Genomic DNA, 15,089 nt, shown 5'->3' with positions numbered 1-15,089 from the left:
GCTCGATACAGTGAAGTAAATCCGAACACTGCCGTTAGATTATCTTCGGCAGTTTTCATGTGCTTTATCGTCGTTTTTATATAACCCAAACTGACTAAGAATTCATACAAGCTCGATAAGGTATTCTCATCACAAAGTGCGCGCCGGGCGACGAGGGCATATATTCAATTTCTCCTTTAAACAATTGAGTCACAATATTATAAACAATATGCGTGCCTAAACCACTTCCTCCAGATCCTTTTTTAGTCGTTACAAAGGGGTCAAAGATCCGCTCTGTCATGTCTTCGGGAATGCCTCTACCAGTATCTCGATAATCGATCACAAGCGTTGTTTCCTGCAATTCAATATCAATAAAAATCTGACGTTGATCATCCCATTGCTGAAAACCATGGATCAGAGAGTTAATGATTAAATTAGAATAAATCTGTACAAAACTTCCGGGGAAACTATAAATAACAAGGTCTTCAGGACAGGTTATGGTAATCGTGGTTTGGCTTTGTTTGATTTTATACTTTAACGAAGTAACGACCTGTTCGATATTTTCTTTTAATTTAAAGGTATAACAAGCCTCTGAAGATTGATCCACAGCCACTTGTTTAAAACTATTAATCAAATCAGCCGCGCGTTTTAAGTTGCTGTGTAATAACCGACCCGATTCTGAAAAGCGTTCAATCAAACCTTGTAAATAAAAGTCTGAAAGTTGACCATCTGCAAGTTTGCCTTTTAGACCAGCAATCTCTTCCTGTAGCGCAGTTGCAGTGGTAACGCTAATACCAATTGGGGTATTAATTTCATGGGTGACACCGGCAACCAAACTACCTAAAGAAGCCATTTTTTCAGATTCTACTAATGTCTGTTGGGTGCGTTTTAGCTGTTCAACGGTTTGGATCATTTGGCTATTACTGGCGGTTAAAGCCGCTGTTCGTTTAGTGACTTTTTCTTCAAGTTGGTCATTAAGCAGCAGCATCTCTTGCTCTACTTGTTTTTGTGGTGTGATATCGTGACCGAATCCAATCAAATACTTAATATCCATGCCTTCATAAAAAGCGGAAAAGGTCCATAATAGCGTATTAACTTCACCCATTTGATCGTGCATCTCGATTTCAATACCCTGTAAGGGTTCGTTCTCTGCAAGTTTGTCTAGTAGCTCTTGTTTACGGCTTTCTGATACAAAAATATCTAACCAATTCTTTTGGTTTAACTCTTCCTGTGAATATCCCGTCAGAATAACCGCCGCAGGGTTTATAGTGGATATTTTAAAGTTAGCATCTAGACAGCAAATAATGGTACTTGATGAGTTGATTATGGTGGCTGAGAAGTCTCGCTCTTGTTGCAGTTCTTTGATGGCTGTTTCTTTGTCGGTGAGTTCTGCCACAATACGTTTTTTCATTTTATTTAGTAAATAAACAAGTTCATCTAGTTCATCACTTTTCGATGAAATATAACGGTCGCGTCCATCTAATCTTAAATCTCTATTACTTGCACTGAGTTTAATATTGCGGGTATAAACGGCAATTTTATTAATATGGCGGATAACCATGTAATAAATAATCATTAATATACAAATGGATACGACCATAGTTTTAATGGTTTGCCCAACTAGGATCAATAACGATTTCTCGATTAAATTATCGTAAACTTGGTCTAAAGAAGCCGCTACAAACAAGGTACCAACGACTTGACCTTGATGTATTAGGTCAAACTTTTTACTAATATCGTAGTGCTCTTGGCTAGTACCTTGATGTGAAATCGCTACTTCGGTATTACCAACGACTTCCTGTACTTTTATGTATTGTATATAAGGCAAGTTCATAATGCCTTTACTCTGAATATCTATTTGTTCTTTATCAAAATTCCATAAGCTAACCGCGAGCGGCTGTATAAAGCTGGATCTGACCTGTTCAATACTATCTTCTATTTTTGCTCTATCTTGTTGATAATCTAATAATAATTGTAACAAGGTGATTATAATGGCTAGGGCGGTACTACAAATTAAAATATAAGAAAGTAAACGAATGGATAAGCTGCTTTTTATTTGAAGAGGAGGCTGCTCTGCTAAAGAAGTTATTTTATTTATAGGCATTAATATCAATCCATTGCTTAAATGTATGTCGAGAACTCTACGATATTTGTTACATCTATATCGTCATCTGACAGTGTCTACGTACTGTGAGCGGTGCAATTTTACTGTTGAGGGTAAAAAATATCAGTTAGCCTGAATTCAATACCTTGAATTTTATCATTTGTGACCGCATATTATCAGTTCCTTCTCAGATAAGATGAATTCTATGACTATAACAAAAGACTCGAGCTTAACAAAAACCGATGGCCTTCCTTTTTTCAGTCAGTTGAAGATTGATGAAATCGAACCCATTGTCAAACAAACGATTGCAGATAATAAAGCATTAATCGAACAAAAGTTAGCAGAATTAGATACTTATACCTGGGACAATTTTGTAGCCGTATTAGATGAAGCAGATGATCATCTTGGAAAACTATGGTCACCAGTGTCACATATGAATGCAGTGGTTAGTAATGATGAGTTACGTGCTGCACATGATGCATGTATCGGCCTATTTTCAGAGTATGGTACTTTTGTCGGTCAACACCAAGGTCTGTATGAAGCTTATTTAAGCATAGCCAATAGTGCAGAATTTGCTGAATTAAAAGATGAACAGAAAAAAGTAGTTGAAAATGAACTGCGTGATTTTAAATTAGCAGGTATTGCATTAAGTGATGATAAGAAACAACGTTACGGTGAAATTAAACAACAACTTTCACAGTTACAATCTTCTTTTAGCAACAATGTAATGGATGCCACCATCGCTTGGAGTAAATTGGTTACTGATCTAGACACTCTAGCAGGCCTACCAAAAACAGCGATAGCAGCAGCTAAACAAGCCGCACAAGAAAAAGAGCTAGAAGGCTATTTATTTACATTAGATTTTCCAAGTTACTTAGCTGTGATGTCATATGCAGAAAATCGTGAATTACGTAAAGAGGTTTACACCGCCTTTGCTACACGCGCCTCTGATCAAGGTCCTAACGCCAACGAATTTGATAATAGTGAAAATATTGAACAGATATTATCGTTACGACATGAACTTGCTCAATTATTAGATTTTAATGACTTTGGTGAATATAGCTTAGCAACAAAAATGGCTGAAAAACCATCTCAAGTTATTGATTTTTTAACAGAGCTGGCGGATAAATCAATACTGCAGGCGAAACAAGAGCGTGACCAAGTATTTGCTTTTGCACAACAAAAAGACGGATTAGATAATTTACAAGCGTGGGACTTAAGTTATTACGCTGAGTTATTAAAACAGCAACGTTACAACATATCCGACGAACAATTACGCCCTTACTTCCCTGAGAGCAAAGTTGTCTCTGGGTTATTTGATGTTGTACATCGTCTCTTTGATTTAAATATCAAAGAGTTTAAAGATGTTGATACTTGGCATAAAGATGCGCGTTTCTTTAAAATATTTAATCGTCAAAAAGAGCATATTGGTAGTTTCTATTTAGATTTATACGCGCGTGCACACAAACGTGGCGGTGCTTGGATGCAAGATTGCCGTGGGCGTCGTCGTAAAGTGGATGGTAGCTTGCAACTGCCTGTCGCTTATTTGACCTGTAACTTTAATAAGCCAGTTGGTGATCAAGAAGCATTGTTTACACACAATGAAGTGGTTACGTTATTCCATGAATTTGGTCACGGTATTCACCATATGTTAACTAAAGTTGAATCATCTGGTGTCTCGGGCATCAGTGGTGTGCCTTGGGATGCAGTCGAGTTACCAAGTCAGTTTTTAGAGAATTGGTGTTGGGAACCTGAAGCGTTAGCCTTGATTTCTGGCCATGTTGATACCGGTGATACATTGCCTGCAGATCTATTGCAAAAAATGCTAGAAGCCAAAAACTATAATAGTGCATTGCAAATGGTACGTCAGCTTGAGTTCTCATTATTTGATTTTATTCTACATAATCAATACCAAGTGGGTGAAAAAGGTCAAGTTGAAAGAGTGTTAGCAGAAGTACGTTCTAAAGTGGCAGTCATTGATGCGCCTGACTTTAATAGATTCCAACATAGTTTTAGTCATATCTTTGCTGGGGGGTATGCAGCAGGTTATTACAGCTATAAATGGGCTGAGGTATTATCGGCAGATGCCTTCTCTCGCTTTGAAGAAACGGGTATTTTTAATGCAGAGACGGGACGTTCGTTTTTAACTAATATCCTTGAAAAAGGCGGTAGCGAAGCACCAATGGAATTGTTTAAAGCCTTTATGGGACGCGAGCCATCAATTGATGCGTTATTACGTCATTCTGGTATTAAATAACGTTAAATCGCTTTAAACGAGTAATAAAAAAGGGCTTGAAGTGAATCACTTACAAGCCCTTTTTCTAGGTGTTATATTACTCTTATATCACTTAGTGTTTACCACTCAATGCCAGCTTGTGCTTTAACGCCATCTTTAAAGGCATGCTTTTCAGCTAGGATAAGACTATAAGTATCAACTGCATCGATTAATTCTTGCTTTGGACCACGGCCTGTTAATACCACGTTCATATTTTTAGGGCGATTTTTTAGCGCATCTAAAGTTGGTTGAATCTCAAGATATTCATACTTAAACATATAAGTAATTTCATCTAATATAACTAAATTATATTGTTCATCAGCCATTAATTCAGCCGCCTTGTCCCAGGCTTTTTTAGCACTATCGATATCTTTTTGTCTGTTTTGAGTTTCCCACGTGAAACCGTCACCCATAGTGAACCAATCCACATTGTCGTGGCTGGTGAAAAATTTCTCCTCACCGGTAGACATCGCACCTTTTAAAAACTGTACAACCGCAACTTTATGGCCATGGCCTAGTGAACGCGCTAACATACCAAAAGCAGAACTACTTTTACCTTTACCTGGGCCTGCTAAGAGGATACTCACACCACGCTCTTCCTGTGCTGCTGCAATTTTTTGATCTTGTTTTTCTTTTACCGCTTTCATTTTTTTTAAATGCTTTTCTTCTGAAATTTTATCAGCAGCCATGTTTTTTCCTTATTGTACTAAATAGGTGACGAACATAGACCTGAATGGTTCAGGCCTATAGATGGATTAATATACCTGTTACCATTCAAGATGCAAAAATCAGCAAGACGTGAGGTGAACAGGTGCAAGGCATAGAGGTTAAAATACCATTGTGGTTTTAATTTGAATTTATTTTGGTCGAATCGACTAAAAACTTGATTCAACTATTGTAATCTACAATGTTTTCAATAAATAATGAAGTAAATACACTCCTTAGGCAGGTCGATTTTGGATCTCACTAGACGCCATTTTTTTAATAAGGGCACAATGAAAAAATTATTTATCTCAATACTTGCACTTTTTTTTATCTCATTAGTGAGTACCTATTTTGTTGGTGAAATGGTACAAACTGAATTTGAGAAGCAGGTGATACAGTCACAAAACAAACAAACACAAGTACAGTTGATTAGTTATGAGAAATCATTTTTAACAGCACATGCGAGAATTAAAATCAGGATCCCAGTAGAAGGGCAAGGTGTGCAATATATCGTGATTGATTCTAATATTCGCCATTACCCATATAAAGCGATCGCGAATAGTAAAATTAAGTTATTAGATTCGCATCAAGCTCAAAAATTGACACAATACTTCAAAACTGATCAGTGGTTATTCTCGACAGAAGAACTCAATTTATTAGGTAATGTCACAGGAAAAGTAACATTGGTTGCAGGGGCATTTAATAATCAGGTTGAAAGTTTGAATAGCGCACCGTTATTCTTTAACTATCAATATGATTTAAAAGATGATTCTGGTTCTTTTGATATTGATTGGGCTGGATTTAGCGGCGCTATTCATGATGAAAAATTTGCTACGGATAATATTGCGATATCAGCGACTTTTTCACAGGTAAAAGATACTGATTTATTTAACTACCAATACCAGATGCATCTTGCTCAATTTAATTTCCAGCGTGCAGAGCAACAGCTACATCTTAAATCGGTACGTTTAGAAGGGAAAAGTGAAATAGGTCAACAGCAACAAACAGTTAATACAGTAAGTGACTGGCGCATAAAAGAGCTTAAAAACGGGAAGGAAATCTTTACTGATAATCATATTAAACTATTGTTATCAGGACTTAATGTGGCAGCGCTACAAGACTTAAAATCGAGTTTAGAAAGGCCGCACCTAATTAAGCAGCAATTGGGACATGTTTTGAGCTTAGGAGGTAAAGTTACTTTACAAACACTACGTTCAAATACGCCTTGGGGAGAGGTCAATGCTGACCTTGATCTCAATATTCAGCGTGGTACAGGTCTCACCGAAGTAATGGATAACCCACTGGCTTTAATCGATTATAGCAACGGTGAATTAAATGTGAGTTTACCGGAAAAGCTAGCACAACAACCTAATGTTGGCGGATTCATACAAATGGGAATGGCTAGTGGTATCTTAAAACAACAGGATCAGCAGTTAACGCTAGCCTCGAGTTTAGATAGAGGTGAGCTGAAGGTAAACGGGCAAGTTGTTCCTATGTAAAAGCTAAGGTTTATAAAGCGAGTGAAGAGACTGTAATAAAAAATGTGTCACTCGCTTTATACTTATTCACGCTTTTTAGTAAAAACTAACGTAAGTATGGATTGCTGACTTTTTCTCTGCCAATGGTAGTGGTTGGGCCATGCCCAGGAAAAACCACTGTCTCTTCAGGTAAAGTGAGTATTTTTTGCTTAATGCCTGAGATTAATTGCCCATGATCACCACGTGGAAAATCAGTACGGCCAATCGATCCATTAAATAAAATATCACCCACGATAATTTGCTTGCTGTTGGCATCAAATAAAGCGACATGACCTGGTGTGTGTCCTGGTACATGTAAAACGTCGAGTTTTATATCGCCTACTTCAATTACATCGCCTTCTTGTAACCATTGCGTTGGTAAAAAACTGCTTGTTTTAGGAAAAGAAAACATTTGGCTTTGCTGTTCGAGTGTTTCTAACCAGAAAGTATCCTCTTTTTCTGGGCCTATAACGGGTACATTTAGGCGTTGCATTAATGGTTCAGTGCCGCCCACGTGATCTAAATGCCCATGGGTTAAGATAATTTTATCAACGGTCACTTGATGGTTTTTAATCGCGCTGATAATGCGTTCTACTTCACCACCGGGATCCACGACCGCTGCTTTTTTTGTTGTTTCACAAATGACCAAGCTACAATTCTGTTGATAAGGTGTAACCGGAATAACAACTATTTTCATTTTTCAGTCCTTAATAATGCAAAAGGCAACACTTGGTTGCCTTTTTATCAAACTCATTTTATCAGGTTATACTTGTGCTAAATGCTTTTTCTTAACTTCAACGGCTTTAGCAAGGTGAATATGGTTCATTACATGCACTAATGCCTTGGCAGAAGATTCAATAATATCCGTTGATAAACCAATACCATGGAATTTTTGTTCCTTGTAAGAAGCAACAATATCCACTTGTCCTAAGGCATCTTTGCCTTTACCTTTACTGCTAATTTTATAAGAGTCCATATTAATGTCTAGACCCGAGATGCGCATTAAACATTGATAAGTAGCATCGATTGGGCCGTTACCCGTTGCAGCTTCTACAACTCGTTTTTCTTCGCCAATTTGCATCACAACCGTTGCAGTCGCCACTAAGCCAGAGCCAGATTGAACGTTGATGCTTGAAAGTTTGTAGTGCTCAGGTTCATTATCGATTTGGTTAAAGAACATTAACGCTTCTAAATCGTAGTCAAACACTTGGCCTTTTTTATCCGCTAACGCTAAAAAGCTAGTGTATAACTCCTCTAAATCATAATCTGTATCGCGGTAACCTAACTCTTGCATACGGTGTTGAATAACGTGGCGGCCAGAGCGAGAAGTTAAGTTTAATTTATTTGTTAAAATACCTACGCTTTCAGGGGTAATAATTTCATAGGTATTCTGTGCTTTTAACACACCATCTTGATGAATGCCCGATGAATGAGAAAAGGCATTAGCCCCTACAATCGCTTTATTAGATTGAATAGGCATATTACAGATTTGGCTCACTAATTGGCTAGTGCGTGCAATTTCAACGGGATTAATCTTAGTTGAGTAGCCCATTTTAGCTTTACGTGTATGTAAAATCATCGCCACTTCTTCCAATGAACAGTTACCAGCACGTTCACCGATACCATTCATGGTACATTCAATCTGACGCGCACCATTTTCAACGGCGGTAATAGAGTTCGCCACCGACATGCCTAAATCATCGTGACAATGTACAGAAATAACAGCTTGGTCGATATTTGGTACACGCTCAAATAAGGTTTTAATAATACCGCCAAATTCACTTGGATAAGTGTAACCAACTGTATCTGGAATATTAATTGTATTAGCACCCGCTTTGATGGCTTGCTCAACCATACGGCATAAATTATCAATCGGTGTACGGCCTGCATCTTCACAGGAGAACTCAACGTCATCGGTAAAGTTACGTGCGTACTTAACAGCTTTCACAGCCATCTCTAATACATCATCAAATGAACGTTTTAATTTACTTTCTACATGGATAGTAGAGGTTGAAATAAAGGTGTGGATACGGAAAGCATCAGCAACTTTTAATGCCTGTGCTGCTGCATCAATATCTTTAGGCAACGCACGAGAAAGGGCGCAGATGCGACTATTTTTAATTTCTTTAGCGATGGTTTGAACAGATTCGAAATCACCAGGTGATGAAATAGGAAAACCTACCTCCATAATATCCACCCCTAAACGCTCAAGCGCAAAGGCAATCTGAAGTTTTTCTTTTACTGTAAGGCTTGCACTTAGCGCCTGTTCACCATCGCGTAAAGTGGTATCGAAAATAATTACTTGCTCAGACATAGAAATCCCTCTTATAAATAGTGGTTTATCGTGGCTATAAAAAAACCCGCGCAGTGCACGGGTTTTTAGAGTTTAACTGATATTGATTCAGACACTCACAACCCGTACGCATTATACGTCAGCAGTAAACTTGGCAGGAGTGCAGTTAGAAAGGTCATCAATTCACCCGAAATATGATAGTGCCATGAATAATTACGGTTTTTAAATTGTGCGTCAAGTGCTTATTACCATAACCGAGATAATGCACGCAGTGTTTATCGCCTTTAGATCTTCATCTTGATATTCACAGCTTGAACATCTCAATACCTGCTGATTTTTGTATCTTGAATGATAACAGGTATAACATTTTATTCTGGTCAATAAAGTCGTATTATCGAATACATTGAACAAAGAGGAAAAATAATGAGTGAATTTAAAAAACCATCACAAGATGAATTGAAACAACAATTAAGCGATCTGCAATACCAAGTGACGCAACAGGAGGGCACTGAGCCTCCTTTTAATAATTTATATTGGGACAATACTGCACAAGGTATTTATGTGGATATTGTATCGGGCGAACCTTTATTCAGTTCACTAGATAAATTCGATGCACACTGTGGATGGCCAAGTTTTACACAACCGATTGCTGATACAGAGCTAGCTGAAAAAGTAGATAACAAATTATTTTCACAACGCACTGAAATAAGAAGTGTGGCAGCTGATTCACACCTAGGGCATGTGTTTGACGATGGCCCTGCTCCAACAGGTTTACGTTATTGTATTAATTCTGCTTCATTACGCTTTATTGAAAAAGAAAAAATGGCAGAGGAAGGTTATGCTGATTTATTAACGTTATTTCCAGCGTAAATCATACAAAGTAAAGGTTTTCGGCTGTTATAACGTTGGTACTGTATGCCGAGTTTTTCCGGTAGTGTTGATACATCCAACGTTTGAAAACCAAGTCGTTGATAAAATATCTGCAAATGTGGATAGGGAAAACAGTAAATAGTCTGCATTTGAGCGCTAAGCAATTGGGTTAGTAAGTTACTTGTCAAACCTTGTCCTCTTAGTGCAGGTAAACAAGCCACACCGGTTAAGAGTGTTGCACCTTGTACCGTTTTTAGCCGTGCTGCACACAGTATTTGTTGATTTTTTATAACAAATACTTGTTCACTTTTATTCGCAAGCCCTTTTTTATAGACTTGCTTATAAAATTGATTGACCAAAGGTATTTGGTGTTTCTGTAATTGACAAAATTGCAGTGAGTTAAGGTCCATCTAAATCCCGAGTGACTTGTTTCAAGTGATTGATAAGGTAAACTATCTCACCGTGGCCTATTTAATTTTTATAATAACGATAAAAAGTGACGATAAAAAGAGATCATAAATAGGGGCGACTATATTAATGCCATAAGGGATTATCATGATTGAAAAAAACAGCTCACTCAAGGCTTTTAACAGCTTTTCAATTGATGCTCATGCGCATCTTCTTTTTCGTTTTCAACAGCTTTCGCAATTACCCGAATTATTAGCATTGATCAAAGAGATGCGTGCTAATGAGAAGCCTATCTTAGTATTAGGTGGAGGGAGTAATACTTTATTCTGTGACGATTTCAGCGGATTAGTGATAAAAGTAGAATTAATGGGCGTGGCTCATAGTGCAGATCAAACTCATCATCTGCTCAACGTGAGTGCAGGTGAAGATTGGCATCAACTAGTTGAAAGTACCATCAAACAAGGTATTTATGGCTTAGAAAATCTGGCATTAATACCGGGAGTCGTGGGCGCAGCGCCAGTACAAAACATTGGCGCTTACGGTGTTGAGCTTAAAGATTTCTGTGTCAGTGTTGATTATATTGACCTTATTGACGGCAGCCTCAACACACTCTCCAATGAACAGTGCTTATTCACCTATCGTGATAGTATTTTCAAGGGGGAGTTAAAAGATCGGGCTTTAATTACGTCAGTATCTTTAAAATTACCTAAGCAATGGCAAGCACATTGTCGTTATGGTTTGTTGCAAGGCCTCAATGAAACTGAAGAGTCAGTTAGCGCAAAACAGATATTTGATAGTGTCTGCCATATTCGTAGCGAAAAATTACCTGATCCTAAAATATTAGGTAATGCCGGTAGCTTCTTTAAAAACCCAATTGTCAGTGAGCATTTAAGCCAACAGCTTTTATCCCATCATTCAGATATGCCACATTATCCACAACCCGATGGCAGCGTTAAATTAGCGGCAGGTTGGTTAATAGACCAATGTGGTTTAAAAGGTAAAAAAGTAGGTGGCGCTGCAGTACATCTACAGCAGGCTCTGGTGCTTATTAATGACAATGGAAAAGCAACGGCAGAGGATGTGATTGAACTAGCATGGTTTGTCAGAGAGCAAGTATTACAAAAATTTGCGGTGCTATTAGAGCATGAAGTGCGCTTCATTGATGCCGAGGGTGAAACATCGCTACAACAGGTGATCCAAAATGTCTGAATTAAATGAGCAAGGTAATAAGTTATTAACACTATTAGCTGACGGTGAATTTCATTCCGGTGAAAAAATCGGTGAGCTACTAGGGGTGTCAAGAACCTCGGTTAATAACTATATCAAAGCCTTGCAAGAGATTGGGTTAGATATTTATAAGGTCACTGGAAAAGGTTATTGCAGTGCCACCCGCTTAGCATTATTAGACGAACAATCTATTAAGCTTGTGAGTGGCTCAGAGCATGTACATGTAGAGCAAATTCTGGAGTCAACCAACCAATACTTATTAGATAAAATCTCTTCGCTTAATAACGGCCAAACCTGTATCGCAGAATATCAAACAGCTGGACGAGGACGACGAGGACGAGAGTGGATCTCACCCTTTGCTTCTCACCTCTACTTCTCAATGTATTGGCGGTTAGATGCAGGAATAGACAAAGCTTCCGGTTTAAGTTTACTGGTCGGTATTGCCACCGTTAATGTATTGGAAAAGTTAGGAATTCAAGGCGTAGGGCTAAAGTGGCCTAACGATCTTTATTATCAAGGTAAAAAGCTTGCGGGTATCTTAATCGAACTCAATGCGCAGGCTTCTGATGTTTGCCATACCGTGATTGGTATTGGTATTAATGTGAGAATGCCTGCAGCCCAAGGTAAATTGATTGATCAGCCTTGGATTGATTTAAATAGCATCAGCACCCAACCGGTTGACCGTAATAAACTGTCAGGGTTATTAATTAAAGAGTTGCATACGCTATTGCATGCCTATGAAGAAACAGGACTAGCTCCATTTTTAGCGCGTTGGTTTGAATTGGACTGCTTTATTAACCAACAAGTGAATTTGCTGGTGGCTGATAAGGTGCAAAAAGGCATTTGCAGAGGAATTAATGATCAAGGTGCTTTGTTATTGGAAATAGATGAACAAGTGAAAGCGTATATTGGTGGAGAAATTTCGTTACGTTTGGCGAATAATTAGGCTAAATGTTAGAAATTGATTTGTTTTTAAGCAAACAATCAAAAAACTCCAATTTTTTACTAAGAAACACTTGCAAGGTGTGCTCAAGTTCTTTAATATTCGCGGCACTTAGACAGCGCCGACTTAGCTCAGTAGGTAGAGCAACTGACTTGTAATCAGTAGGTCACCAGTTCGACTCCGGTAGTCGGCACCATCTAAGTACTGGAGGGGTTCCCGAGTGGCCAAAGGGAACAGATTGTAAATCTGTCGCGAAAGCTTCGGTGGTTCGAATCCACCTCCCTCCACCATATTTTTATCTCACTTGTCACAGTGAGTAAGTAGATAACAATGCACAGCATTGTTTTTTGCTTGGTAGCTTTTGCTACTAGATGCAGTTTGCGGGCATCGTATAATGGCTATTACTCCAGCCTTCCAAGCTGATAATGCGGGTTCGATTCCCGCTGCCCGCTCCAAGTTTTATACTTAAAAACCAAGCACTTGTGCTTGGTTTTTTTGTTTTTGCTCCTAGTAAAAAAAGTTCGGTGACCAAACGGTGACCATCTGGTGTCCAAACTGATTTTTAATGCTAACTAGGTTAATAATCTCTCAGCGACTTCAAATTTTTTCTTCTGCATTATTTTCTAAATCTTTCTTTGGGAGTTCGTAAAGTTCTCCAACCTCAATTTTTAAATACTCACATAAACTTTCAACAACATTTAATTCCACTCTTGTCGCTGTTTCATTAAATATTCTTCTAATGGTGCCTGGATTAATTCCAGTATCACGTGAAACATCACTCATTTTTAAGCGTCGTTCTCCCATGATTTTTGACAAATGACATTTAAGCAAAGTCTTCTCCAGTAATTAAAAGTCTCCTGTAGACTTAAAAAGGTTGTAAAGGTCTTTTTTTGTGCTATATTTGTTCTGTAGCAGACTTTTAGAGTCTGTAATGTGCAAATTAAACTACTAGGAGATTGTACAATGGATATTACATATATGACAACTTCGGAGTTATCAAAACGAATTAAATATGATCAAAGAACCATTCGTGAGCAGTTAAAAGATTCTGTTCTGTTTGAAGGTGTTCATTATATTCGACCATTTGGTGGGAGAAAAATTCTATATCTTTGGGAAAGAATCGAAGAAGAGATGTTAAATGGGGTTTCATCAAATTCATTAATCGTTGGAATGTGAGGTTAATATGGGAACAATTAATACAAGAAATGGAAAGTTAGTTGCAGACTTCCGATACCAGAATCAGCGATGTCGAGAACAAACGCAATTAAATGATACAAGTGCTAATCGTAAACGGTTAACTCGTTTACTAAAAACGATTGAAGCGGAGATTTTATTAGGGAATTTTCAATATGCCAAATATTTCCCTAATAGTCAGAAGGTTCAATTATTTAATGATCTAAACGAACGTAAACAAACCGCATCGGACTATTTCAACAGTGCTGATGCACCAACAGTAAAAGAGTTTTCTGTCATTTGGTTTAATGAAAAATCCATTGAATGGCGTCAAAGCCATAAGGAATCTATCGAAGGTATCTTAGAGTCTCACATTCTTCCTGCATTTGGAAAAATGAAGATCAGCGTCATCAAAAAACAAGATATCTTAACGTTTCGAGCTGCTCTCGCCAAAGTCCAGACTCGAACAAAGAAAACACTGTCGACCTCTCGTATCAATCATATCATGACACCACTAAGAATGATGCTTAACGAAGCCGCTGATCGCTATGAGTTTACGACACCTTGGAAAAATATAAAAGCCTTAAAAGTTCCTCGTACAGAGGTGAATCCATTCTCATTGAATGAAGTTGAACGACTTATTAAAACAGCACCAGAGGATTTTAAACCTTATTACACAGTGCGGTTCTTCACTGGGTTACGAACGGGGGAAATAGATGGACTTCATTGGGACAAAGTCGATTTCGATAAAAAGCAAATCTACATTGATCAAAGCCTTGTAAAAGGAGTGATGACAGAAGCCAAAACAGATGGGTCCAATCGTGCCATTCAATTAACTGACCGCGTTGTAGAGGCATTAAAAATACAGATGAAAATGACCAAGCACTTAGGGCCATTTGTCTTCTGTAAAAAAGATGGTAAACACTTCAATTATCAGACCATCAGTCGCGTTATTTGGGAACCAATGCTTCAACGTTTGAAGTTTAAGTATCGTAACCCTTATCAAACTCGTCACACTTTTGCGACTCTACTATTAGCCGCAGGTGAATCACCAGAGTGGATCGCTCAACAAATGGGCCATAGCACCACAACAATGCTATTTCGTGTCTATTCGCGTTATGTGCCGAATCTTACTCGCCAAGATGGTAGTGCTTTTGACCGTTATATTGAAACACAAGGAGAAGACAATGCTTAGTGTCCAAGATCATCCAATAGTACAACAAATTGATAATGAAATACTTCATCGTGAAGCGAAGTTGGCTTATTTACAGACGGAGCGAATTGCTAAAACTAAAGCATTGTTAAAGTCTACTTATGAGTATGCGCGAATACTTTGTCGAAACTTAAATATTCAAGAACAAGAAAGGGCTGTCGCTTTACTCTTTGGCTATGAATATCTGACGAATATTCAAATGGTTGAACAATGGTTACTTGAGCAGTTAGTGGAATTAAATCAGTGTGAGTTTTATTGTCCTATAAGTGAGTTACAGAACAGTTTATTGATGCGCTTAAGTAGTTTACAACAGGATGCTTTTTTGTATTAAAAAGTGAACTTAGTGGTGATGAGGTGTTAATTTCGTAGGTTGAGAGGGAAG

Annotated in this window: 13 protein-coding genes, 3 tRNA genes and 1 pseudogene; 11 read left to right on the top strand and 6 right to left on the bottom strand. The window is 38.1% G+C overall.

Annotated features, from left to right (window positions below):
• Positions 1–94 precede the first annotated feature (94 nt).
• Positions 95–2,083 carry an ATP-binding protein gene (locus tag MT391_RS07820; RefSeq protein ID WP_499497441.1) on the bottom strand — a complete coding sequence of 663 codons (1,989 nt, stop codon included), beginning with the start codon at positions 2,081–2,083 and terminating at the stop codon, positions 95–97.
• Positions 2,084–2,288: 205 nt separating this feature from the next.
• Here MT391_RS07820 and prlC point away from each other — a divergent pair, with 205 nt between their 5' ends.
• Complete coding sequence (gene prlC, locus MT391_RS07815; protein ID WP_166368772.1) at positions 2,289–4,340, top strand: oligopeptidase A; 2,052 nt, start codon at positions 2,289–2,291, stop codon at positions 4,338–4,340.
• A gap of 98 nt (positions 4,341–4,438) precedes the next feature.
• On the opposite strand, the gene cobO is transcribed toward prlC, so the two are convergent.
• Entirely contained in the window at positions 4,439–5,047 is a 609-nt protein-coding gene (gene cobO, locus MT391_RS07810) for a cob(I)yrinic acid a,c-diamide adenosyltransferase (protein ID WP_166368770.1), read from the bottom strand.
• Between the two features lie 306 nt (positions 5,048–5,353).
• Here cobO and MT391_RS07805 point away from each other — a divergent pair, with 306 nt between their 5' ends.
• Positions 5,354–6,562, top strand: a complete 1,209-nt coding sequence (locus tag MT391_RS07805) for a DUF945 family protein (RefSeq protein WP_499497440.1) — start codon at positions 5,354–5,356, stop codon at positions 6,560–6,562.
• Between the two features lie 85 nt (positions 6,563–6,647).
• On the opposite strand, the gene MT391_RS07800 is transcribed toward MT391_RS07805, so the two are convergent.
• Together MT391_RS07800 and leuA are read right to left on the bottom strand one after the other, a co-directional pair.
• A complete protein-coding gene (locus MT391_RS07800) occupies positions 6,648–7,277 on the bottom strand; it encodes an MBL fold metallo-hydrolase (protein ID WP_499439407.1) in 630 nt (209 codons plus the stop codon).
• A gap of 66 nt (positions 7,278–7,343) precedes the next feature.
• Positions 7,344–8,894: a 2-isopropylmalate synthase gene (gene leuA, locus MT391_RS07795; protein WP_499497439.1), complete on the bottom strand. Its 1,551-nt coding sequence runs from the start codon at positions 8,892–8,894 to the stop codon at positions 7,344–7,346.
• Positions 8,895–9,305: 411 nt separating this feature from the next.
• Between leuA and msrB the strand changes: the two are divergent.
• Positions 9,306–9,743, top strand: a pseudogene (gene msrB / locus MT391_RS07790) (peptide-methionine (R)-S-oxide reductase MsrB); the annotation flags it as partial.
• Here msrB and MT391_RS07785 read toward each other — a convergent pair.
• The gene (locus MT391_RS07785; RefSeq protein ID WP_499497437.1) at positions 9,710–10,153 is read right to left on the bottom strand and encodes a GNAT family N-acetyltransferase; all 444 of its coding nucleotides are present in this window, start codon (positions 10,151–10,153) and stop codon (positions 9,710–9,712) included. The pseudogene msrB and the gene MT391_RS07785 sit on opposite strands and share 34 nt — an antisense overlap.
• 145 nt (positions 10,154–10,298) lie before the next feature.
• Here MT391_RS07785 and murB point away from each other — a divergent pair, with 145 nt between their 5' ends.
• From murB to MT391_RS07760, 5 genes are all read left to right on the top strand, one after another.
• Entirely contained in the window at positions 10,299–11,360 is a 1,062-nt protein-coding gene (gene murB, locus MT391_RS07780) for a UDP-N-acetylmuramate dehydrogenase (protein ID WP_499497435.1), read from the top strand.
• A complete protein-coding gene (birA, locus tag MT391_RS07775; RefSeq protein WP_499497433.1) occupies positions 11,353–12,324 on the top strand; it encodes a bifunctional biotin--[acetyl-CoA-carboxylase] ligase/biotin operon repressor BirA in 972 nt (323 codons plus the stop codon). The genes murB and birA overlap by 8 nt, the downstream gene beginning before the upstream one ends.
• Before the next feature lie 117 nt (positions 12,325–12,441).
• Positions 12,442–12,517, top strand: a tRNA-Thr gene (locus MT391_RS07770).
• 10 nt (positions 12,518–12,527) lie between these two features.
• Positions 12,528–12,611 (top strand) — tRNA-Tyr (locus tag MT391_RS07765).
• Positions 12,612–12,701: 90 nt separating this feature from the next.
• Positions 12,702–12,776, top strand: a tRNA-Gly gene (locus tag MT391_RS07760).
• Positions 12,777–12,918: 142 nt separating this feature from the next.
• Here the strand turns inward: MT391_RS07760 and MT391_RS07755 are convergent.
• On the bottom strand, positions 12,919–13,137 hold the full coding sequence (locus tag MT391_RS07755) for a helix-turn-helix domain-containing protein (protein ID WP_499497562.1): 219 nt from the start codon (positions 13,135–13,137) through the stop codon (positions 12,919–12,921).
• A 147-nt stretch (positions 13,138–13,284) separates the two neighbouring features.
• On the opposite strand from MT391_RS07755, the gene MT391_RS07750 reads away from it, so the two are divergent.
• From MT391_RS07750 to MT391_RS07740, 3 genes are read left to right on the top strand one after another with little or no spacing between them, the layout of a single operon-like run.
• Complete coding sequence (locus MT391_RS07750; protein WP_499497432.1) at positions 13,285–13,497, top strand: hypothetical protein; 213 nt, start codon at positions 13,285–13,287, stop codon at positions 13,495–13,497.
• 7 nt (positions 13,498–13,504) lie between these two features.
• Positions 13,505–14,689, top strand: coding sequence for an Arm DNA-binding domain-containing protein (locus MT391_RS07745; RefSeq protein WP_499497430.1), 1,185 nt, complete (start codon positions 13,505–13,507; stop codon positions 14,687–14,689).
• On the top strand, positions 14,682–15,038 hold the full coding sequence (locus MT391_RS07740) for a hypothetical protein (protein WP_499497428.1): 357 nt from the start codon (positions 14,682–14,684) through the stop codon (positions 15,036–15,038). The genes MT391_RS07745 and MT391_RS07740 overlap by 8 nt, the downstream gene beginning before the upstream one ends.
• The last annotated feature ends 51 nt before the right edge of the window (positions 15,039–15,089 follow it).

Origin of the sequence: Vibrio sp. 1-Bac 57, from assembly GCF_037546855.1 — a bacterium.
Classification (GTDB): domain Bacteria; phylum Pseudomonadota; class Gammaproteobacteria; order Enterobacterales; family Psychromonadaceae; genus Psychromonas.
This window is presented reverse-complemented; position numbering and strand designations above follow the sequence as displayed.